At 36.4% G+C, this 23,441-nt stretch carries 20 protein-coding genes; 8 read left to right on the top strand and 12 right to left on the bottom strand.

Annotated features, from left to right (window positions below; all coding sequences use genetic code 11):
* Window positions 1-34 precede the first annotated feature (34 nt).
* The 5 genes from AC13DP_RS04135 (at window position 35) to AC13DP_RS04115 (ending at window position 7,570) form a co-directional block, all read left to right on the top strand.
* The gene (locus AC13DP_RS04135; protein ID WP_013073051.1) at window positions 35-2,521 is read left to right on the top strand and encodes a DUF5686 and carboxypeptidase-like regulatory domain-containing protein; all 2,487 of its coding nucleotides are present in this window, start codon (window positions 35-37) and stop codon (window positions 2,519-2,521) included.
* A 68-nt stretch (window positions 2,522-2,589) separates the two neighbouring features.
* The gene (locus AC13DP_RS04130; RefSeq protein ID WP_013073050.1) at window positions 2,590-3,102 is read left to right on the top strand and encodes an inorganic diphosphatase; all 513 of its coding nucleotides are present in this window, start codon (window positions 2,590-2,592) and stop codon (window positions 3,100-3,102) included.
* 183 nt (window positions 3,103-3,285) lie between these two features.
* On the top strand, window positions 3,286-4,062 hold the full coding sequence (gene ku / locus AC13DP_RS04125; RefSeq protein ID WP_041579048.1) for a non-homologous end joining protein Ku: 777 nt from the start codon (window positions 3,286-3,288) through the stop codon (window positions 4,060-4,062).
* A 2-nt stretch (window positions 4,063-4,064) separates the two neighbouring features.
* Window positions 4,065-6,500, top strand: a complete 2,436-nt coding sequence (ligD, locus tag AC13DP_RS04120) for a DNA ligase D (RefSeq protein ID WP_272956831.1) — start codon at window positions 4,065-4,067, stop codon at window positions 6,498-6,500.
* A gap of 32 nt (window positions 6,501-6,532) precedes the next feature.
* On the top strand, window positions 6,533-7,570 hold the full coding sequence (locus AC13DP_RS04115) for an App1 family protein (protein WP_013073047.1): 1,038 nt from the start codon (window positions 6,533-6,535) through the stop codon (window positions 7,568-7,570).
* Window positions 7,571-7,632: 62 nt separating this feature from the next.
* Here the strand turns inward: AC13DP_RS04115 and AC13DP_RS04110 are convergent, their stop codons facing one another.
* The 3 genes from AC13DP_RS04110 to AC13DP_RS04100 form a co-directional block, all read right to left on the bottom strand.
* On the bottom strand, window positions 7,633-8,325 hold the full coding sequence (locus AC13DP_RS04110; RefSeq protein ID WP_228251575.1) for a sterol desaturase family protein: 693 nt from the start codon (window positions 8,323-8,325) through the stop codon (window positions 7,633-7,635).
* A 10-nt stretch (window positions 8,326-8,335) separates the two neighbouring features.
* Window positions 8,336-8,950 (bottom strand): deoxynucleoside kinase, encoded by a 615-nt coding sequence (locus AC13DP_RS04105; protein ID WP_041580086.1) that lies wholly within the window; start codon window positions 8,948-8,950, stop codon window positions 8,336-8,338.
* Between the two features lie 341 nt (window positions 8,951-9,291).
* Window positions 9,292-10,215, bottom strand: a complete 924-nt coding sequence (locus AC13DP_RS04100) for an AraC family transcriptional regulator (protein ID WP_228251574.1) — start codon at window positions 10,213-10,215, stop codon at window positions 9,292-9,294.
* A 113-nt stretch (window positions 10,216-10,328) separates the two neighbouring features.
* Here AC13DP_RS04100 and AC13DP_RS04095 point away from each other — a divergent pair, with 113 nt between their 5' ends.
* Window positions 10,329-11,828, top strand: coding sequence for an aldehyde dehydrogenase family protein (locus AC13DP_RS04095; protein ID WP_013073043.1), 1,500 nt, complete (start codon window positions 10,329-10,331; stop codon window positions 11,826-11,828).
* 3 nt (window positions 11,829-11,831) lie between these two features.
* Window positions 11,832-12,194, top strand: a complete 363-nt coding sequence (locus AC13DP_RS04090; RefSeq protein WP_013073042.1) for a DUF779 domain-containing protein — start codon at window positions 11,832-11,834, stop codon at window positions 12,192-12,194.
* Between the two features lie 183 nt (window positions 12,195-12,377).
* Here the strand turns inward: AC13DP_RS04090 and AC13DP_RS04085 are convergent, their stop codons facing one another.
* From AC13DP_RS04085 to AC13DP_RS04075, 3 genes are read right to left on the bottom strand one after another with little or no spacing between them, the layout of a single operon-like run.
* Window positions 12,378-12,758 (bottom strand): DUF6122 family protein, encoded by a 381-nt coding sequence (locus AC13DP_RS04085; protein WP_083759790.1) that lies wholly within the window; start codon window positions 12,756-12,758, stop codon window positions 12,378-12,380.
* Window positions 12,759-12,766: 8 nt separating this feature from the next.
* Entirely contained in the window at window positions 12,767-13,090 is a 324-nt protein-coding gene (locus AC13DP_RS04080) for a DUF202 domain-containing protein (protein ID WP_013073040.1), read from the bottom strand.
* Between the two features lie 18 nt (window positions 13,091-13,108).
* Window positions 13,109-14,899, bottom strand: a complete 1,791-nt coding sequence (locus AC13DP_RS04075; protein WP_013073039.1) for an SLC13 family permease — start codon at window positions 14,897-14,899, stop codon at window positions 13,109-13,111.
* Between the two features lie 308 nt (window positions 14,900-15,207).
* On the opposite strand from AC13DP_RS04075, the gene AC13DP_RS04070 reads away from it, so the two are divergent.
* The gene (locus AC13DP_RS04070) at window positions 15,208-15,726 is read left to right on the top strand and encodes a DinB family protein (protein ID WP_013073038.1); all 519 of its coding nucleotides are present in this window, start codon (window positions 15,208-15,210) and stop codon (window positions 15,724-15,726) included.
* 58 nt (window positions 15,727-15,784) lie between these two features.
* On the opposite strand, the gene AC13DP_RS04065 is transcribed toward AC13DP_RS04070, so the two are convergent.
* The 6 genes from AC13DP_RS04065 to AC13DP_RS04040 all read right to left on the bottom strand — a co-directional run bounded on the left by AC13DP_RS04065 (window position 15,785) and on the right by AC13DP_RS04040 (window position 23,105).
* Window positions 15,785-16,423 carry a hypothetical protein gene (locus AC13DP_RS04065; RefSeq protein ID WP_013073037.1) on the bottom strand — a complete coding sequence of 213 codons (639 nt, stop codon included), beginning with the start codon at window positions 16,421-16,423 and terminating at the stop codon, window positions 15,785-15,787.
* Between the two features lie 103 nt (window positions 16,424-16,526).
* The gene (locus AC13DP_RS04060) at window positions 16,527-17,471 is read right to left on the bottom strand and encodes a pyridoxal-phosphate dependent enzyme (protein ID WP_013073036.1); all 945 of its coding nucleotides are present in this window, start codon (window positions 17,469-17,471) and stop codon (window positions 16,527-16,529) included.
* A 72-nt stretch (window positions 17,472-17,543) separates the two neighbouring features.
* On the bottom strand, window positions 17,544-17,987 hold the full coding sequence (locus AC13DP_RS04055; protein WP_228251570.1) for a universal stress protein: 444 nt from the start codon (window positions 17,985-17,987) through the stop codon (window positions 17,544-17,546).
* A gap of 11 nt (window positions 17,988-17,998) precedes the next feature.
* Window positions 17,999-18,928 (bottom strand): 2-hydroxyacid dehydrogenase, encoded by a 930-nt coding sequence (locus AC13DP_RS04050; protein ID WP_013073034.1) that lies wholly within the window; start codon window positions 18,926-18,928, stop codon window positions 17,999-18,001.
* 50 nt (window positions 18,929-18,978) lie between these two features.
* Window positions 18,979-20,343, bottom strand: a complete 1,365-nt coding sequence (locus AC13DP_RS04045; RefSeq protein ID WP_228251569.1) for an acyl-CoA dehydrogenase family protein — start codon at window positions 20,341-20,343, stop codon at window positions 18,979-18,981.
* Between the two features lie 179 nt (window positions 20,344-20,522).
* The gene (locus tag AC13DP_RS04040) at window positions 20,523-23,105 is read right to left on the bottom strand and encodes a DUF3857 domain-containing protein (protein WP_483067350.1); all 2,583 of its coding nucleotides are present in this window, start codon (window positions 23,103-23,105) and stop codon (window positions 20,523-20,525) included.
* Between the last annotated feature and the right edge of the window lie 336 nt (window positions 23,106-23,441).

Genomic DNA, 23,441 nt, shown 5'->3' with positions numbered 1-23,441 from the left:
CGTTTAAGGTTGAGGGGTTTTTTTGTATGTCTTTATGAAAAATATTCTTTTATCTACCCTAATTATTTTTAGCTGCTTTCAGGTTTTTTCACAAACCCAGATTAGCGGTATCGTTGTAGATGAGAGTGGTGTAGGGATTCCTTTTGCCAATGTGATTTTTACCGATTCTAAGGAAGGAACTACAACAGATGGGGATGGTAACTTTTCACTGTCTTCATCCAGAGATTATACGTCGGTTACTTTTTCATTTTTAGGTTATCAAACAAAGGATGTAAGTCTTAAGAATAAGGATGTAAATAATTTAAAGGTTACGCTCTACGCTTCATCTGAGTCGCTTTCAGAAGTGAAAATATACAAGGGCAAGACCTCGAAAAAGAATAATCCCGCTATAGATATCCTAAGGAAGATTTGGGCCAACAGACGGGATAATGGGGTAAAGAAATTCGATCAATACGCTTACCGCAGGTATGAGAAACTGGAATTCGATCTTAATACCATTGATAGCGCGCTAATTAAGAGCCGGATATTTAACGGAATGGAGTTTATTTTTGAAGATTTGGATACTAACCGAATTACCGGTAAAACTTATTTACCTATTTTTTTAAACGAATCTGTTAGTAGAGTGTACGGGGATAATACCACCGGGCAGGAGCTTACCGAATTAAAAGGAAATAAAAATTCTGGTTTTAGTGATAACCAGGTATTAATTTCAACGGTACGTGATATTTATGATGAGATCGATGTGTATGATAATTATCTGCGATTTTTTGATAAAAACTTTGTTAGTCCTCTTTCTAAAACCGGTATTAATGTTTACAATTATGTGTTAGCTGATACCGCTTATGTAGATGGTAAATATTGTTATAATATTTTTTATTACCCCAGAAGGGAAAATGAACTTACGTTTAGCGGTGATTTTTGGGTTAATGATACCACCTGGGCCATAAAAGATATTAATTTAGAAATGTCTAAGGGAGCTAACCTTAACTGGGTGAAAGGAGTTTATATAGAGCAGGAATTCGATGTTTTAAACGATTCTGTTTTCTTATTAAAAAGAGATTTTTTTCAGGCAGATTTCGCTTTACGGGATAAGGAAGATTCACGTGGCGTCTACGGAAAAAGAACGGTGCTTTATGACCAATATGAGTTTGATAAAGAGCGTCCATCATCTTTTTATAATAAACAGGTAAACAGGTTTAGGGAAGAAGTTTATAATCGCGAAGATGATTTTTGGCAGGAAAACAGGCTTGAAGAATTAAATGGTGATGAACGCGGCGTATACGATATGCTGGATACGCTCAAAACCGTAAAACAATTTAAGCGCTTATATAATGTGTCTACTGCACTTGCCACCGGCTATCTGGATTTTGATGGCTGGGATTACGGACCTATATTTTCTTCCGTCGGATTTAATGATGTAGAAGGGATACGATTAAGAGGCGGTGGGCGCACCTATTTTTCGCAACATGATAAATGGCGTATTGAAGGTTATGGCGCCTACGGTTTTAAGGATAATAAGTTTAAATATGGAATTCAGGGTAAAATATTACTGGATCCAGAGAACCGTTTAATAATTTCAGCCGGGAATAGACGAGATGTAGAGCAATTAGGAACCAATCTAACCAATACCACCGATGTTTTAGGACGAAGTTTAGCCTCTTCAGCATTAATTAGTACAAGTGGCAATAATAGTCTAAGTTCGATTAATCTTTCTGTGTTAGCAGTGGAAATTGAACCGGTTAATAATTTAACTTTTAGGGTGAGTGGTTCTTATCGTGAAATTGAAGCAGCCTCTGAAGGTTTTAGTCTTGATTTTTATACTGATGAAACCAGAACCCAGGTGTCTTCTGAACTAAAACAAACCGAAATTTCTAATCTTCTTATGTATACCCCCGGTAGAAAAACAGCCGGCTATGGTGTAGAGCGGGAAGAGGTGGAAGACGATCATGCCACTATTTTTCTAAATTATACACTAGGTGTTAAGAATATTTTTCAAAGTGATTTTGATTATAAAAAGCTTCAGCTTTTTTATAATCAACCCTTAATGATCGGAGGTTTCGGAAGGGCCAATGTAAGTTTTGAAGCTGGTAAAACTTACGGGGAAGTACCATTGGCCTTATTAAGCGTTGTACCGGGGAACCAGACTTATTTCCAGCTTTATAACACCTTCTCACAATTGGATTATTATGAATTTGTGACCGATACTTATGTAGCCGCTCATTTTGAACATAATTTTAACGGTCGTTTATTCTCACGGCTTCCACTCTTAAGGGATTTAAATTTGCGTGAAATTGTTGGGATAAAAGGAGTTTGGGGAGAAATCTCAGATGATAATGTTCGCTTAAATGCTTCGGATATTCCATTGGTAGCGCCTAATGACGAACCTTACTGGGAGTATAGCTTAGGAATAGGGAATATTTTTAAGATATTAAGAATCGATGCTCATTTTCGGGGAAATTATTTAGAGAATCCCGATGCACGAAAATTTGGAGTGACTATAAATTTTGGTTTTCACTTCTAAATCAGCAGTGTTAAGAATAGAATTCACTATATTTGATAATCTATTAAAGTTCAACAAAAACAAATAAAATGTCAGAAACTTTTGATGTACTAATTGAAATTCCGAAGGGAAGTAGAAATAAATACGAATACGATTTTCAGTTAAAAAAAGTACGTTACGACAGGATGATTTTTTCTTCAATGATGTATCCTGCAGATTATGGTTTTATTCCAGAAACTTTAGCTTTAGACGATGATCCATTAGATGTTCTTGTGCTTGTAAGTGAGCCTACTTTTCCTGGTATCGTTATGGAAGTAAAACCTATTGGTGTATTCCATATGGCAGATGAAAAAGGACCAGATGAGAAAATTATTTGTGTACCCGTTTCAGATCCTATCTGGAATAGACTTAATGATCTTAAGGAATTAAATGGTCACTTGATTAAAGAGATCGAACATTTCTTTAAAGTATATAAAGATCTGGAAAAGAAAAAAGTTGATGTTGGTGATTGGGGTGATGCTGCAGAAGCAAAACAAATCATCAAAGAATGTATTAAGCGATATGAGAGCTACGAAGGGGATCAAAATCGTCTTAAATTATAATACATTTTAAAATAATTTAGTCCTAATGAGGCAGCGAAGCAATAACGGTAGTTATTGCTTTTTTATTTTTATATGTTTTTTAGCATATAAGGATTCGAAATTTCCCCAGTGCATTTATTTTAACGTCTTTACAACGTAGGTACGCTCATATTTCCTTTAATTTTAAAAGAAAGCAGAGAAAATATGAGATCTATTTGGAATGGTTCAATAAGTTTTGGGTTGGTGTCGATCCCTGTAAAATTATATTCGGGTTCTGAAGATCGAAAGCTCGATCTCGATATGTTAGACCGTCGTGATCATGGCAGGATTCGATATAAGCGTGTAAACGAAGATACCGGCAAAGAAGTAGAGTGGAAGGATATCGTAAAAGGATTTAAAAAAGATGAAGGGTATGTGGTCTTGGAAAAAGAAGATTTTGAAAAGGCCAATATGAAGAAAAGCAAAACCATCGATATCGAAGAATTTATCGAAGAAAAAGAAGTTGCAGATGTCTTATTTAAAAAACCTTACTTTTTAGAACCGGAAAAGGAAGGCGGTAAATCGTATAATTTGCTTCGTAATGCTTTAAAGAAAACCAAAAAGCTGGGAGTAGCTACTTTTGTGATGCGCCAAAAGGAACATCTTAGCCTGGTAGGAGTTTATAATGATGCATTGGTACTGCATGTTATTAGATTTGCGAATGAGATTAGAAATCCAAAAGAGCTAAAATTACCAAAAACCAAAGTACAAAAGAAAGAAGTAGATATGGCGATTTCGCTTATCGATCAATATACTACAAGCTTTAGTTTAGATAAATTTAAAGATGTTTATAACGAGCAATTACAAAAGATAATCGATTCTAAGGCTGCCGGCGAAACTCCAGAGACAGAGGATTATGATAGCAAACCAACACCGGCAAAAGATTTAATGGCGCAATTAAAAGCCAGTTTAGATAAAAAGAAAAAGAATAAAGCCAGCTGATTGTGAGTTTAGACGAGTATCAAAAGAAACGAAATTTTAGTCATACTCCTGAACCTACGGCTGAAGAAAATAGCGAAAACTTACATCGATTTGTAATTCAGCGACACCAGGCCAGGCGTTTACATTACGATTTGCGGCTTGAAATTGGTGGCACCCTTAAAAGTTGGGCGGTTCCTAAAGGTCCATCAATGAACCCTGCTGATAAACGACTTGCCGTACATACGGAAGATCACCCTATTACATATTTAAAATTTGAAGGAGAAATTCCCAAAGGTAATTATGGCGCTGGCCAGATGGATATTTGGGACGAAGGTCAATTTTCCAGTGCACTAAGCGATAAAAATCTGCTTCAGCAATATCAAAACGGAGATTTGAAACTTCAATTTTTAGGAAAAAAACTTAAAGGCGAATTTGCACTTGTAAATACCAAGCAGGGCAAAGACAACCATTGGTTGCTAATTAAAAAGAAGGATGAATTTGCAACAGATCTTATATATGATGCGGAAGCTTATGCTGTAAAAACTGCTGTAGCACATAAAAAGGGAAAAGCGCCCAAAGTACGAAAACTAAAACCTGAAGATACTGTAAAACCAATGTTAGCCTCAACAGCAAAAGAAATTTTTAATCATCCCGATTGGATTTATGAGTTAAAATGGGACGGTTATCGATTAATGGCACATGTAGATGATGGTAAAGTTCGTATTTATTCCCGAAACGGAATAAATTATAATTCCAAATTCCCAAAACTGGTAAAGGATTTAGAGCAGATTGATCACCAGGTGATTTTGGATGGCGAAGTGGTGATCGTGGATAAAAATGGTCTTCCGGATTTTCAGGCACTACAAAATTACCATAGCAAAACTCCCGGAACCTTAAGATTCTATGTTTTTGATATGCTTTTTTTAAATGGGCATAGTATGCTAGAGCTGCCCCTTAAAGACCGAAAAAGTCTTATCCCAGAAGTTTTGGAAGGTTTAGACCATACTTTTTATTGCGATCATATAGAAGGTATGGGGATGACTTTTTATAAAAAAGCTATTGATAGTGGCATGGAAGGAGTGATCGCCAAAAAAAATGATTCTACCTATGCACCGGGATATCGTACCGAAAGCTGGCTAAAAATTAAAGCGGTAGAAAGTGAAGAAGCTATAATTTGCGGATATACCGATTCTAAAGGAGCTGTTTTTGGATCACTAATTTTAGGGATGTATAAAGAGGGAGAACTTACCTATGTAGGCAACTGCGGAAGTGGTTTTTCTAACGATCAGCAAAAAGAACTGCTAGGAAAAATGGAAAGTCTTGCTATGGAATCGTCCCCTTTTGCCAAAAAAATAAACCTGAAAGGCAAAACTCCAAACTGGATACATCCTGAACTGATTTGTGAAGTGAAGTTTTCTGAATGGACCAAAGCTGGGGCGTTGCGACATCCGGTTTTTAAAGGTTTGCGTAACGATAAGACCGCTCTAGAAGTACAGTCAGAAGTCCAAATTAAAACTCCTGAACCTCCTGAAGTTTCGGGGCAAGCGACTTCAAATTCAGGGAATCTTGATATAGACGGGATTTCAGTACCCTTTACCAATCTGGGTAAAATGTACTGGCCAAAAGAAAAAATAAGAAAATATGATCTTATAGAGTATTACCTTCAGGTTTCAGACACAATGCTTCCATATCTACTAGATCGTCCGCAAAATTTACATCGTCATCCTAACGGAATTCAGCAAAAAGGTTTTTATCAGAAGGATAACGAAAGTTTACCAGATTGGATCCATACAACTACTATTTACTCAGAATCTACGAATAAGAAGATCGAGTATATGCTGTGCCAAAATGAAGCCAATTTATTATATATGGTAAATTTGGGGTGTATAGAAATTAATCCCTGGCACTCTAAAATTCAGGATTTGGATCGGCCAGACTATGGAGTGATTGATTTGGATCCTTCAACTCATAATACTTTTGAGGAGGTTATTGAAACTGCCCAGGTGGTTAAAGAGGTGCTGGATTTAGCAAAAATTGAAGGGTATTGTAAAACTTCAGGATCACGTGGTCTGCATATTTATATTCCGTTTGCTGGTACATATTCTTATAAAGAAGGCCGAGATTTTATAAAATTACTCTGCTATTTTGTACAGGATAGATTGCCTGAACTTACTAGTATGGAACGGGCGGTAAAAGCCCGAAAAGGAAAAATTTACCTCGATTATTTACAAAATCGCCGGGGACAAACCATTGCAGCACCATATGCTGTTAGACCTCGAAAAGGAGCAACAGTATCAACACCTTTAAAATGGGATGAGGTGAAAAGCGGTTTAAAAATTACTGATTTTAATATTTTTAATGTTCCTCATCGACTTTCAGAAGAAGGGGATCTTTTCAGTAGTCTGCTTTCCAAACCCATCGATATGGAAAAAGCAATCGGAAATCTAAATGCCGAATAAAATTAGTAAACTTATAGAACGAAATTACTTGAATGTTTAAACGAATAAAGAAAATATTGGGGCGCTATAAAAACCTGGATCAGGTGCTTATAACTCCTTATCGAAGTTATGGTACTTATTCCAGATTGTTTGTGAAAGGGCGGGTTTTGGATAATGCCCCACTTAAAATCCACCAGGATCAAAACAAATGGAAAACTTTTGTAAATACTTATAAGCAATTTGATAGTTTTGAGATTCCTGATGCTGAAGTGGAACTGGAAATTCCCGGTAAAATAAACCTTAAAACCACTACCAACGACGAAGGTTATTTTCTATTTAATCAAACTTTAGAGAATAATATTGGAGAAGTGGCAGATGATCAGGGGTGGGTGGATTATCATTTGTATTATAAGGAAGAATTAGAGCCAAAAACCGAGCTTCTAGGTAATCCTTTTAAGGGACGATTTTTAATTCCTTCTGTAGATGCAGAATATGGTGTGATTAGCGATATTGATGATACGATTTTACATACGGGGGTCACTTCATTTTTAAAATGGCGCCTGCTTAAAAATTCGTTACTTACCAATGCTTATAAAAGGATGCCTCTAAAAGGTGCGCCAAATTTATATAAGCTTTTGCATAAAGGTAAGGCAGAGGGTAACCGTAATCCTGTATTTTACTTAAGTAACAGTCCCTGGAATATGTATGAGTATTTAAAGCTGTTTTTGGATTATAATGGGTTCCCCAAGGGGCCTATATTGCTTCGGGATATGCGGCATCCCTTTGAAAACAGCATCAAGCCTGAAAAGCCTCATAAACAGCGAGAGATTTTTAATATTCTTAAAACCTATCCCGATTTAAAATTTATTCTGATTGGTGATAGCGGCGAGCATGATGCAACCATTTATACAGATATTGCAGCGCAACATTCCGATAGAATATTAGCCATTTATCTACGAAGCGTGAATCATAAAAAGCAGATGGAACGTGTACATAGTATTATCGATAATTTTGAAAGTACTCCCGTATTAATGGTTCATAATTCGACTGAAGCAATTGCTCATGCCCGGGAAAACGGATTTATTGTTTAAAACAAAAGCCAGATGATTTTATCATCTGGCTTTATTATTTTTAAGATCTAAATAAAAAAGATCTAATGTGCATGCGCTTTTCCCATATTCTCATCGTCTATACTTTTTCCTACCGCAGTTCTGTCGCTGGCGGGTGTTTGTCTTGGCATTGTTCTAAAAATATGATCCCAAAATGGTGAGGATACGCCAAAAGCCCGGTCTGGTTCACGATAATGATGAATACTATGATGATGCCACAAAATTTTTAAAAAGTTGTTAGGCACTTTAAAAGCATGTACCGAATAGTGTACGGCAAGATAACCTGCGTACCCCACTAAAAATCCCGCTAAAAATCCAAATACATAATCGCCCAAAATTGCTCTGTAAATTATAAATAGAACAGAAGCTACGATTAAACTTAGTACAGGTGGCATAGCCAGTCTCGATTTATCTTTTGGATAATCATGGTGAACACCATGCATGGTATACGATATTTTTTGCCTTCTTGGTGTAGTGGCCGGGATATGATATAAATAGCGATGTGCTAGATATTCAATTAAAGTGAAAAATAATAATCCGCCGGCAAACCATGCTAATATTTCAGGTGTTCTAAAGCCTTTTTCAAAAATACCGTAGTAGATAAGTGCTACCGATGTAACAAAGAAAATAATTAACGGTACAGAAATGTGCGTATGCGTTAATTTTTCTAACATAGGGTTTTCAAAAAGCTTTGGGGAGCCTTTATGTTTAGGTCGCTTAAGTTTAGTAGATTCCATAATCTAAAATTTAAAATAATCCGTTTATTTCTCCGTCAATTTTATTAATAATGTCGCCAAGATCTTCCGGGTTGTCTACAAAGTTAATATTATCTACATCAACGATTAACAAATTTCCCTTGTCATAATCGTGAACCCAGGCCTCATAGCGCTCATTAAGCCGACTTAAATAGTCGATAGAAATTGAGTTTTCATAATCTCTTCCTCTTTTTTGTATTTGGGCAACTAAATTAGGGATACTGCTCCTTAAATAAATAAGCAAATCCGGTCCCTTTACTACACTTTCCATAAGTTCGAACAAAGAGCGATAATTTTCAAAATCCCTATTGGTCATCAAACCCATAGCATGTAAGTTAGGAGCAAAAATATAAGCATCCTCATAAATAGTACGATCCTGAATGATCTTTTTACCACTTTCCCTAATCTGCAATATTTGTCTAAATCTACTGTTTAAAAAATAGATTTGCAGATTAAAAGACCAACGTTCCATCTTATTGTAGAAATCTTCAAGATAAGGATTTTCCAGAACGTCTTCGTAATGGGGTTCCCATTTGTAATGTTTGGCGAGTAATCTTGTTAGCGTGGTTTTACCGGCTCCAATATTCCCTGCAATCGCTACATGCATAATATTTATTCTTCGCTTAGTTTGTGTGGATAAAATTTTAGGGTGTAAAGATACAAGATTTACTTCATCATACTTTTTACAAAGTCCACTAATTCTTACAAAATACAATAATCCAACAATTTAAATTCCTTTTATCGAAATTTAAATTATTGATGTCTAAGGTATAGAAACTTAAGTATCTAATATAAAAATGCGATAATTTTAAGTTTTTTTTAAACTTTATCCGGTAAATCCAGGTTAAATGCTTTGCCCAATTCCCGTTTCCTTGCTATCGGGATATTGATAGCTCTAGAGAATAATAATTTTCTAATATAATACCTAGTGGGCCGTCCTGAGGTAGTTTAAGAGACATACTTGTTAGCTCTTACATTTTTTCGATATTGATTGGGGGTGATGCTTTCCAGCTTTTTGAACTGGCGGTTAAAATAGCTTACATTGTTAAATCCAGCCTGAAATGCAATATCGGCCAGCTTATCTGTAGTTTGCTGAATTAACTTCTTCGCGAATTTTATACGCTCGGTATTTAAATAATCAATTGGGCTTTCACCCAGTGTATTTCTAAAGGTCTTGTAGAAATTTGAGCTGCTCATACAGGCTTTTGCCGCGAGTTGATCTACCGAGATGTTTTTGGATAAATTTTCACGCATATATTTCACGATAAAAGCCATGCGATTATTATCAAAAAGCGAAGAATCATCCAGTAACATTAATTTCGCTTTGGTTTGAAGTAGCCTAATCACCAGTTCTTTTACCATAAGATCCAATAAAACATCTTTGGCTTTTTCATCACTTAAAAAGGTCTTAAAAATGCGATCCAAAACATATTGGACCTGTATGTTATTTTCAAGATGAGCAGAATTTCCCTGAAGATCATAGTTGTCATTTTCAAACTCTATTCTGGTGTTTTCATTAAAATAACGCACGGTTTCCTGAATTTTATCAGGATGAATTCCCAGGGCTAAACACCGGGTAGGAGCCGTTGTGGTTGCTAAAGGGAAATCGATAATCATTTTTTCGTTGGAAGGCAACACAACACTTTCGCCAGGAAAGAAATCGAATGGATTACGGTGCTTTAAGTGCATAATCTTTTTTCCAGAAAGCATACTGGCAATAATAGGATACGAAAATTGCAAGTCGACTTTCTTTGCGATTTGCTGCGTTTCAAAAACATTAAGTTCTGCATAATCAGCACTGTAGATCGTCCGGTTTTCAATGAAAGTTTGTAGCTTTCTTGAACTTTCGTATTTTAAAAGATTATAATTCAAACTTGTTATAATTGTTAAATTGATAGTAATGTAGTAATTAAAAATAGGAAAGTTCAATTTTTAAAGCAAATAATTATGGAGTTTTAAGTTTAAATATTAAAAGCATAGTTATTATGAGTTATTCTAAACCAAAATTCCAGGAAAAATATGGCAATTACATTAACGGAGCATTTATAGCACCTGTCGATGGAGAGTATTTTGATAATCATTCTCCAGTAGATAATTCGCTTATTGCAAAGTTCCCAAGGTCTAAAGATGCAGATGTTAAAAATGCGATTGCAGCTGCTAATGCTGCTAAAGAAGAATGGGGAAATACCTCAGTTGCGGAGCGCTCGGCGATTCTTCAGAAAATAGCCGATATTTTAGAAGAGCACCTTGAATATTTTGCCCAGATCGAAACTTCGGATAACGGGAAAGCGATTCGTGAAACCTTAAATGCCGATCTGCCTTTGGCTGTAGATCATTTTAGATATTTTGCTTCAGTAATTAGGGCTGAGGAAGGTAGTGCTTCAGAATTAAATAAAAATACACTCTCATTAATTATTCAGGAACCTTTAGGAGTAGTTGCTCAAATTATACCTTGGAACTTCCCATTATTAATGATGGCCTGGAAGGTGGCTCCTGCCTTAGCAGCAGGAAACTGTATCGTTTTAAAACCGGCAGAACAAACTCCAGTTTCAGCAACAATATTTGCCGAAAAAGTAGGGCACTTATTGCCTAAAGGGGTATTTAATGTGATTCATGGTTTTGGGCCGGAAGCCGGTAAACCTTTAGCTTCCAGTCCCAACGTAGATAAAGTAGCCTTTACGGGAGAAACCACTACCGGGCAGTTAATTATGCAATATGCTTCTAAAAACCTGCATCCGGTAACGATGGAACTTGGAGGGAAATCACCTAATGTTTTTTTTAATAGCATTATGGATCACGATGATGAGTTTTTAGATAAGTGTATTGAAGGTGCCGTATTATTTGCTCTAAATCAGGGAGAGGTATGTACCTGTCCTTCCAGATTATTAATTCAGGAGGATATTTATGAAGCCTTCATCGAAAAGGTTATTGCCAGAACTGAAGCTATAAAAATGGGTGATCCATTTAGTCCCGATACCATGATGGGAGCCCAGGCCTCGAATGATCAGTATGAGAAAATTTTATCCTATATAAATATAGGTAAAGAGGAAGGTGCCGAAGTTTTAACGGGAGGAGAAGCTGCAAAACTGGATGGCGATTTGGGGAACGGATTTTATATAAAACCCACAATTTTAAAGGGACATAATAAAATGCGGGTTTTCCAGGAAGAGATTTTTGGTCCGGTAGTTTCGGTTTGTACTTTTAAAGACGAAGCAGAAGCTTTAGAAATTGCCAACGATACCCTTTACGGATTAGGCGCCGGAGTCTGGACGCGGGATGCGCACCAATTATATCAAATCCCGCGGGCGATAAAAGCAGGTCGTGTTTGGGTGAATTGCTATCATGATTATCCTGCACACGCACCATTTGGCGGCTATAAAAAATCTGGTTTTGGTCGCGAAAATCATTTAATGATGCTTAATCATTATCGTCAGGCTAAGAATATGCTTATTTCTTACGATAAGAATAAACTGGGATTCTTTTAAAATATGAATTATAAACGAGTAGATATCACCAAACAGGCTGCAGTGTTGTTAGAAAAACTTAAAGCAGCGCACGGCAAGGTGATTTTTCATCAAAGCGGGGGGTGTTGTGATGGTTCATCACCAATGCTGCTACCCAAAGAAGATTTTTATCTGGATGATAATGATATTTATTTGGGGGAAGTAGGGGAGGTACCTTTTTACATGAGTCATGATCAATTCGCATATTGGAAACATACGCATCTTACTGTAGATGTAACACCAGGTAGAGGTGCGAGCTTTTCTCTAGAAATACCCAAAGGAAAAAGGTTTATCATAAAATCACGTATGCTGACCAAAGAAGAACAGGAATACTTCAATCCTTCCTAACAAGTAAAGGATAAAAATAATGCAGTCAAAGAGAACATTTTGACTAAAAATAGACTTTAAAATGGCCAAATTCGATAACCGGCATATAATTTTATAAAAAGGGAAATTAGATTTAAAGTTGCTTAGTTTTATCTTCTATTGAAGATGCAGAGGTCGTTTTTTCTTAAAAACGGCTTTTGTTTTTTACATGCTATTTGAAATGAGTTGTTTTAAAGCTGAATTTTCATAACAGTCTCCGCATTTGGAGAATGTCCATAAACAATCTATAAAATCGGTTAGCATGTGAAAGCATAAGCCTATAAAAATCAGTTTAAAAATTCCTTTTTTTAAAAAAACAGCTCCTAAAATATAACAGATAATTGCAATTTGGGAGTGGAGGGGATGAAAACCAATTCCGCAGCGATTAGGGTCAAAAAAAGGACTGGCAAAGATATGATCTATATCCACCAGCATGGTGACAGCCAATATAATCCAATTTTGTTTCCAGGTTTTTTTATCAAAAAAATAAGCGATGATTCCTATCGCTAAAAAATGCATGGAGTAATGAAAAATAGACTGTAGCAAAACAGATGTTAAGATTCGTTATTTTCAGATGTTGTTTCGGGACGTAAAAGTCGGGTTAGTTTTCTATTTAGGTGAATGTACCGTATGATCCCTACCGACAAAAATATAATACTTACTGAAAATGCACCGTATCCCAACCAATGTAATTCGGGATATTCTTTAATTTGGAGGAGCGCAAGCCCACCTATAAGTAAGTATAGTGAAGCTCTGATGTACGCGAGTAGCGTCCGTTCGTTTGCAAGTTTTGTCCTTTCTAAAGCAAGATGTTCCCTGATAAGTTTCTCATCAATGATTCTTGTTTTAAAAGGATTACTCAGTTTTACTCTTCTCATAATTAAAAGCTTCAAAAATTAAACTTCAAAAGGGAAGAACACCGGGATAATAAACGATGCTGCAATCCAAATAATAAAATTTAATGGTGTTCCAAACTTTAAAAAATCATTAAACTTATAGTTTCCAGCACCATAGACCATAGTGTTTGTTGGATAGCTAACCGGTGTCATAAAAGTTAATGAACAGGCAAACATCACTCCAATTAAAAATGGTTTTTCGCTTAACTGTAAAGCGCCGGCAAGGCTTATAACAATAGGAGCCATTAATGCGGCTGCGGCTTTACTGCTTAGTATGTTTGTAGATAGAAAGGTAATAAGAAAAACCAAACTTAATATAATGCTAGGGTTAAGATCGCCAATTTGCTCGAAGATAAACTGCGATATCAATTCAGATCCTCCGGTTTTTTCTAAAGCTTTTCCCATAGAGAGTACCCCGGCCATCATAAAAATAACTTTCCATTCTATAGCATCGTAAGCTTCTTTTGGTTTTAAAATAGAGGTCGTAACTAATAATAAACTACCAACCATTGCACTAATTAAGATAGAGGTTAGATTTAGTGCGGCAGATAAAACTACCCCAAGGGTGATCAATAAAGCCGGGATCGCTTTTTTATAATTTATTTTTTTAGCCTGGTAATTAGATAACACCACCATTAATTTTCTGGAGGTTAAGGCCTGAATATCTTTTTGTGCGGCATATAGCAATAGCATATCACCTTCTTTTAAAACCACGTTTGAAAAATCTTGTGTGATAATTTCTTTACGGTGCCTAAGGGCTAATACCGATGCGTAGTAAATATTTCTGAAATTTAGTTGTCGCAAAGAACGCTCGGCTAAGGGAGAACCATAAGGGATCATTACTTCATAGATCGTTTTTTCGTCCTTATTGTCTTTTTTATTTTCGGACTCCAGAAGATTTGTTTTATCACCTATTAAGGTATACCCACCCTTATCCATCAATTGTGAAAGGTGTTGCGGATCGATCAAAATTTTCATGGAATCTTCAGCGCGTAATATCGTATCTCCATTGATTTCATACATACGATGATGGTTTCTTTTAATCGACAGGATTTGAGCGCCATACTGGCTTACCAGTTTCGATTGTACGATAGCATGGTCTACATCTGTGCTGTCTTTGCCTAAAACAACTTCTGCTAAATAATTTTGAGCTTCTTTGGTAAGACCACTTTCATGAGCTCCCGCACGTTTAGGTAATAACCAGGGACCTACCATAATAAGGTAGGTTAAACCAATGGCAAGTAAACATAAAGCAGGTAGTGTAAACTCGAACATATTAAAGGGCTCCAATCCACTTTTTTTAGCAATTCCGCTTACCAAAATATTTGTTGAGGTGCCTATTAAAGTACAGGTGCCGCCAAATAATGCCGAAAAAGAAATAGGAATTAATAACCTAGAGGGGTTTATGCCGGTTTCTCTACAAACCAGTAAGGCCATTGGTATTAATATAGCTACTACAGCGGTATCGTTTATAAATGCTGAAAATAAGGCAGCAGAAAAACAAAAGATCATGAGGGCAAAAACGTAATTTATCTTTGCTATCCTGATGATCTTATCACTAAAGCTATCGATGATCCCGCTTTTAAAAATAGCAGCGCTCACCACAAACATGCAGCCCAGCGTAATAGTAGCAGGGTGGTTAAACCCGGAAAAACCTTCTTCAGGACTAAGAACTCCGCTTACAATAAAAAGCGCCATGATAAGAATAGAGGTGGTATCGATCGAGAAATAATCCTTTATAAAAAGAAAAATCCCAATAAAAATTATCGCCGCTGTAATGTAAAGTTCCATGGTTATAAGTAAGGCTGAGTTTAATCTATTAAATAACGTATATTTTTTAGCACATTAATTTTAAAGAAATCATAAACTATTTGATGTTGTAACATAGTTAACGTGATAATGCTCTGTTCTCATCAAGATAGCGGGATCGGGATGCCTGGAAAAAAATAATTAATAGTTGATGATTGTGGCCTGAGGTCGTTTATTTACAGTCTTCTGCTATTTTGGTCAAGTTTAAATTTTGTTGAAAATAGGTTTATTAATCAAAATAGATATAGTAAATTTTATGGAGAAATAAACTTATCCCATTTTTAAGAGTTATGATGAACAACAAGAAACCTGAAGTCTGGTTAAGAGGGGAGCTGCCGGGTATTTCGACATTACTACAACCGGCCGCACATGCGCTATTACAGTCTAAAGAGGAGGTGTTTAAATATACGGAGGGTTTTCCCGAGTTTTTACTTTGGAAGCGACCGGCTGGAAGAGCCAGTGTTGGATTTCATTTACAACATATCACCGGAGTTTTAGATCGAATGTTAACTTATGCGGAAGAACAGCAACTTTCTGAAAAACAGTTTGAATATCTTAGGAATGAAGGTGCAGAAATTCCAGAAATTAAAATTGATCATTTGACTCAGGCTTTTACTGAAAAAGTAGCGCAGGCCATAGACATATTTAAGAACACCGCTGAAGAAAAGCTTACACAAAAACGAACAGTTGGAAGAAAGCAATTACCCTCTAGTCTTATTGGGCTATACTTTCACGCCGCAGAACATAGCCAAAGACATATCGGACAAATGTTGGTCACGATAAGTGTGTTGAGAAATCAAAATAATTAAAAAGGGCTGTCTAAAAAGTCATTTTTAGACAGCCCGCACTTAGTATATTGTAAGATAACTATCTCATATCAGGGTTATCTCGAAGTTCTTTAGCTCGAGAAGATGGTATAAATACCTGAACACCAAAATTTAATCCTAAAGCATTTTGATAAGTTGTATTTCCCCCGCCTACTAAACCATTATATTTTAAATTGGTTTCTAAGGCTACATTATTTGTAATAAAATAAGAATATCCCGGGCCAACACCGAAGGCAAAACCATTAGTAGTAGCACCACCAGCCACATTTACTCCTGCTATACCTGCATTGGCTTCTATAAAAAATCGTCCATGTTTTAAAAGATTATCGACTCCTTTTTCACCCGGACTTAAATAATAACGGGATAGCGCCTGAAAACCGTAAACGGTGGTTTCAGTAGAGCCACTGCTTTCTGGAGATTTAGTAAAACCAATATTTGCTACTGCACCTAACATAAAGTTATCTCGCACAAAGTACCCTACTTTTGGACTCAATCCCAAATTATATCCGGCACCATCGTTTAACCCAAAGTTTAACCCAAGGATACTGTTATTTCCCGGGTTGATGAGTCCGCTACCAAAGTCACTTCCAATCATAAAGTTACCTTCTTGGATTTGTGCGTTTGAAACAGTAACGCAGCCTAATAAGACCATTACGCTTAAAATTAATATTTTTTTCATTTGAATTTTTATTTTAAGCTAAATTAGGTAAGAGTAAATGTTGAAAATTATTATTTGGTTCAAGTATAGTATTACTTTAAACAAGCTGTTAAATTATCCTCGCTTATAGCTGGATTTGATTAAAATCTACATTTCCGCCAGAAATGATTACACCAATTTGCTTGTTTTTAAATTTAGCGGGTTCTTTTAAAACGGCTGCTAAAGCTACAGCACTGGATGGTTCTACTATAATTTTCATGCGTTCCCATATTAATTTTAGCGCATTTTTGATCTCCTCTTCCGTCACTCTAATGATTTCTTCCACGTGTTTTTGAATGATCGGGAAGTTCTGGTCGCCAAGCTGCGTTTTTAATCCATCTGCGATGGTATTTGTACTCTGGTTAGTTTCAATTGTCCCTGAAATTAGCGAGCGATAGGCATCATCTACTTCAAAAGGTTCAGCGCCTATGGTTTTTGCACTTTTAGCAAATAAATTTACAGCCAGTGCAGTACCGCCTATAAGTCCGCCACCACCAATAGGGGTAATCACGAGATCAAGATGAGGTTGCTTTTGAAGCAATTCTAAAGCAGCTGTTCCCTGTCCTAAAATCACTTCGATATCATTAGAAGGATGTACAAATGTAGCCCCTTTTTCCTCAACGATTTTTTGAGCGGTTTCCTCACGGTTTTTTAAAGTCGGTGGGCATTCAATGATTATTCCGCCGTAAGTTTTAACAGCATCTTTTTTAACTTGTGGAGCGCTAGAGGGCATCACAATATAGGCTGTAATTCCTAAGCTTTTAGCGGCCAAAGATAATGCCTGAGCGAAATTTCCTGAAGAATGCGTAACTACTCCCTTTTTCTGATCTTCCTGGCTAAGCTGTAAAATAGCATTGGTGGCACCACGCATTTTAAAAGCACCCATTTTTTGAAAATTCTCGCATTTAAAATAGATGGAGCAATCAGCAATTTCATTAATTAAGCGTGAAGTTAAAATTGGGGTTTCGTGAATGTAGGGAGAGATACGCTCGTGTACTTGTAATAATCTTTCTTTGGTGAAAACTTCCATAAAAATAACTGCTGAAATTGGTTCGAAAAATAACCAATTTCAGCAGTAGTAAAAAATCTTTTAGATGAATTATCACTCTTCAATAGGAACCGTAAACACTGGGATTTTTGATTGCTTTAGAATTTCCATAGCGACACTTTCTGCAAAAAGATTATAAAAGAATCCGTGCTTGTGGGTGCCAACAATCAACATATCCGTGTTCAGTTTTTTGGCTTCTTCTAAAATAGTTTCAACGGTAGAGCCTTGAATTAGAAGTGCTTCAGAATCTATATTATTTTGGATAAATGAATCGCAAAGCTGTTGTAGCATTCGATGTTCCTGTCTAAACTCTTCAGCTTTGGTATCGCGAATATATTGTGGCCCAACTTCATAGCCCACAAAATCGGGATCTGCTTCAGCTACATGAACCAGCCATACTTTTGCTTCGAATTTTTCAGCAAAATGTTCAGCATAGGTGAGCATTTCGCCAACGGCTTCATTAAAATCTACAGCCACTAGGATATTTTTGATGAGCATAGTTTAAGTAATTAATAACCACGATCCTGTTCTACCAGGTTTTTAAGTTCTTCGCCATCCTGAAAACGTTCGTAATTTTCTACAATTTGAGGGATAACAGATTCAGCTTCGGTTAAACTTGCGGTATGTGGAGTAATGGTGATTCTTTCATGTTCCCAAAAAGCATGGTCTTCTGGTAAAGGCTCTTCTTTAAAAACATCTAAAGCAGCACCGGCAAGATGCCCACTATCGATCATTTCTATAAGATCGTTTTCTTCTAAATGTTCCCCACGACCAACATTGATCACATAAGCTCCTTTTGGAAGTTTTTCAAACAATTCTTTATTTAAAATTCCGCTGGTTGCATCGGTTAACGGTAAAAGGCATATCAAAATTTCAGAGGCTTGTAAAAAATCTTCCAGACTATTATCACCGTAATACGAGGTGATGTCTTCACAATCTTTTTCTGTACGGGACCAACCTGAGACTTTAAAGTTATTTTTGGCTAAAAGCTGAGCTGTGGCAGTACCAATAACGCCCATTCCCATTATTCCAACTTTCATATCACTATTGCGACAATATTTTAGCACATTCCAGTTACTATCTTTTTCCTGATGTTTATAGGCCGAAAGGTGTCGGGTATGATTTAGTACCAGGGCCAGAACAAACTCGCTTAAATCACTGGTTAATTGTTTATCTACCACTCTTGTGATTTTCACATCTTCCGGAAATTCAGGGTCTGAAGTGATATGATCCACACCGGCTCCCATGGAGGCTACAACTTTTAAATTCGGATAGTTTTTGAATAGTCCGCGTGGATGCTTCCATGTAATGGCGAATTCTACTTCTTCATTATCATGATCTTCAGGATAAACATAAACATTCATTCCCGGATGTTGACTTTTAAGGGTTTCTACCCAGTGGGATACATCTCTCCCGGGAGCTACAACTAATACTGACATTTAATTCTAATTTTTTACCCTATCTAGGGTTTTGATTTTTAATTTGATTGTTAGCTAACAAAAGCACTATAGCCTGTAATGGCTCTACCCACTATTAATGAGTTTATTTCCTTGGTTCCCTCGTAACTATAAATAGCCTCGGCGTCGGCTACAAAACGAGCAACATCGTGTTCTAGTAAAATTCCGTTACCACCCATGACCTCACGAGCCCGGCTTACCACATCACGCATCCTCATACTGCAATACACTTTGGCTAAAGAGGCATGTTCATCTGTTAGCATATCCTGGTCCTGCATTTCTGAAAGTCTAAAACATAAGGTTTGCATAGCGGTAAGGTTAGAAACCATTTCTACTAAATGATTTTGTATTAACTGGTAGGATGCAATTGGTCGCCCAAATTGTTCTCTTTTGCGGGTATACTTTAAAGCACTTTCATAGGCACCACGAGCACAGCCCACTGCCTGCCAGGCCACACCGGCACGCGTCATTCTCAATACATTTGCGGTATCTTTAAACGAGTTGGCATTTTGTAATCGATCACTCTCTGCAACTTTACAATCGGTAAGCGTGATAATGGCATTTTGTACGATACGAAGCGCCATTTTATCTTCCATTTTTTCAGCTCTAAAGCCTGGATTGTCTTTTTCTACCAAAAATCCTTTCACCTGGTTGCTGTCTTCATCACGTGCCCAAATAATAATCACATCGGCGAAAGTGGCATTACCAATCCATTTTTTTTGTCCGTTTAAAATCCAGTTTTCACCATCAAACTTACAGGTGGTTTCTAAGCCACCGGCCACACCAGAGCCTACGTTAGGTTCGGTTAATCCAAAAGCCCCAATTTTCTCTAGTTTTTGCATCTGCGGAAGCCATTTTTGCTTTTGTTCTTCGCTACCGCATAAATAAATAGAGCCCATAGCCAAGCCACTGTGAACACCAAAGAAAGTTGAGGTAGAAACATCTACCCTGGCAATTTCCTGAGCAATAATCCCTTCCATTAAAAATGGAAGATTAGGGCAACCATAGCCTTCGTAAGGAATACCGGCGATATTGAGTTTTTTGAATTTTTCGATGATCTCGAATGGGAATTTGGCACGATTCCAGTGATCATTGATTAAAGGCCTAATCTCATCTTCCATAAGATTACGTACTTTCATCTGCAATTCACGCTGTTCTTTGGTAAGTTTGTAATCCAGATTGTAAAAATCGCCATCTATAGGAGGGAGGTCACTTTGCGATTTGTGACGCTTTGTTTTTAACATTTTCATGAGTCCGGCAAGTTGGCGCTCATCTAATTTACCTAAAGTCTTCATGGCTTCAGATAAATCAATTTGTTGGTTGATTTTTGCCAGTTGATCCATATCAACCGACTTTAACAGGTTTACCGTGTTTCTAACTTTTTTGAAAAAGGACATGGGATTGCTTTTGTTATCATTCTAAATTTAAGGATTAAAAAGCCCCGCTGCTGTTAAAGGTTTCCGAAGAAAAGGATAAAATCGAAAAGGAGATGATAGGAATATTTTAAACTAAAAAATCCCCTGAAGCTATTTGGGGGATTTTGGTCGTTTTGGGTTTGTATTTTAAATAGTTAACCCTAATCTTTAATTAGATCCATGTTTTCAATTTCATTTGCTGCTGTGTTGTGCTTTTTATAAGTATTTACAAAAGTATCCTTAACTCGTTCAGAATATATAAAATAAGGAATCCATATCAAGCAGCTGATTAATGATTTTAGTACTTCACCGTAGATGTCTGTAGTCGCGGTTATAGACTGTATAGATGGAATAGTTGATGCCGCCAGAGCATCTATACTTAAGCCTATAAGATTAAAGGCATAAAAGGCAATTATCAGTCTTGGAGCGATTGATCTTCTTTTAAAGAAAATGATCAATATTAAAATATTAAAAGCAATCGAAGCAGCGTTGAAAATAACTTCAAAAAATACAAGTAATACTAAAGCTTCATTCCCGGTGGACCAAAGTGAAAAATAATTAGAGGTGAAATAATCATTGCTGATCATAGGAAAGAAGCTAAGTATTGGAGAAATACAAAGCCCTATTGCTATTAAAACTAACCAACCCCCAATGGGACGATGATCATCTGGATGTGCTTTTGACGGAATATCGTAGTTGGTATAAATTAAACGACATAGAAATCCCACACCGGTAAATACCACTAAAAATAAAATAACTGCAAACCAGGAAATATCAGAATCACCCGTAGCGGCTAAACTTTGAGCCATTCCTGTATTATAGGTAAGGTAATACGATATATTTTCCGAGGCTTTTTCGTGTGCTTTTAGAAATTCTGAATAATCTTCAGCAGGTACATGATCACTTAAAGCTTTGTATTTATGGATAAGGTCAATCCTGGCATTCGAATATTTGGTTGTGTAGGTATATTCAAAATAAGGATTGTCTGATTTATAATAGTCGGGTTTAATGCTCCATTTTTCAGGGGTTAAAATGACGATATTATAATCGATATTAGTGCTTTCGTTAATATAATAAGGAGATTTACGTTTTGCAGTTTTCTGCGGAAACATAAAATTATCGATTGCCAATGCGTAGTATTCTGAATAGATCTGCTCGGGATCCTCTGGCATTGCTGCCCAGTGATTAGGGATTACATATTCTTCGTAGACCGTAAAGGTATTCTTTTGGTTACGGTCATCTTTAAAATACATATCTTGAGCTACTTCGATATCATTATAAGCAAGACTATAAAAATCAAGATAGCTTTTTTGAATACTGCTTAAACCGTTCGCATTAAATTCGGCCCTGGTATTATCTGCTTTAGAACCCGTATAAACCGTTTCTACTTTAAGTCGTGTTGACCCTCCAATAGAATCGATAATAAAGGTTTCAGTGATATTGGCTTTTCCGTAATCAGTTTTTTCGAATTTAGTAAGTGCTGTAGTGTTATCATCTAAAATAAGTCCGTACCCATAATCTGGTGTGAAGATTTCTTCAGCATCAATGCCCTGATTGCTTATCGTGGGATCAATAAAATAATCCTTATTGAATCTTTTATACTGCACAATGCAATGATCAAAAGAATTTGGAGATGGTAAATCTTTGTTTATAGTACTTCCTAAAGAAGAATTTACCAGAATTGGGTGCGCATCGATTTGATAGGTCTTTAAAAGTTCACTCAGCAAAAAGGATTTGTCTTTACAATCACCATATCTGCGGTTAAATATATCTTTAGGATTACTGGATTTATGGGAGCTTAAGCCATTTTCGAAACCTAAATACCTTATTTTATCCTGAACAAACCTAACTAACGGAACAATGGGATCATCGAAAATGGTATCGGCTTCCACAATTTCTTTGGCCTTTGCGTGTAACCAGTTTCTATCTGCAGCTGATATTTGATAATACTGATTATAATTTTTAGCCACATCATTCCAGGATTGAAACTGGGAGATCTGGTAAGATTGCGATGCATCATACCAAACTGGTACGTTTGCATCGTAAAGAGTGGTTTCTGGATTTTCGTTTTTTACTACATATTCTATATGGTTTGCATGCGCTGTAATTTCGGGTTTAGTATTTCCGTTAAAAAATCTGATCTCTAGGGGTTCTGTCTTAGGAACAATATATCTTCCGTAGATATATACCACGGGAAGCGAATATTCCAAATACTCTTCTGTAGAAAACTTTCCATGATGAACAGGGTTAAATCCCTGGCGCGTATAGCTATATTCAATGATGTCGCCTACTCTTACGTCTGTTAGATTAAAAAGAGCAGAAAGGGAGCCATCATATAAATGCCGCTCTAAATTGGTTTCACGCTGTACGGTTTTAATTTGGTTTAAATCTAACTGGTCAATGACTTTTCCTTCACGGTAAATATTGATTTTGTGTATAAACAAGCTTTGAAAATCAGGATCAAATTCAATAGTGAAATCGCTCATTTCCTGCACACCTTCACTATTAAGAACTTTAAAAGCCATGTGACGATAGGCCTTTTGCTCAATTAAATTGTATTGTGAATCGACAAGCAGATAAAGAAAAGGAGCATTATCGAGTTCTTTTTTTTCTGAAGAGAGTTTAGCCTCTATGGGAGTAACCCAGTCTGGTGTTTTTGATTGAAAGACCTGATTACTTTGTGCTGAAACAGCACATAGCCAAATACACGTGATAAACGTGCAGATTGATTGTAAGCGCTTCATAAAAATGTTAATAATCTCTCAAATAAACGTTAATATTTTTAATAAAAAAAGTAGGTGTAATAAAAAATCCCCTTATGACGAGGGGATTTTGCTAGTTTATTACTGTTAATCTAATTTTATATGGGCTACGGCTTATTTTAGTAACTACTTATTTAGGATACTCTAAATTTATGAGAAAACTTGCACCTTTTCTTTCAAATAGATTATTATCGCTAGGTTGTGTATAATTGGCAATTTGTTCCCCCAATCTTTCGTAGAAAGCGAAGGAAAGCGGGTGACTGGAATTTACATAAATCCTTTTGTATTCTAATTCCGAATAATATGGAATTATTATTT

The sequence above is a fragment of the Zunongwangia sp. L-65 genome, from assembly GCF_056859415.1.
Note: the sequence above shows the minus strand (reverse complement) of the source record. Positions and strands in the feature narration are given on the sequence as shown.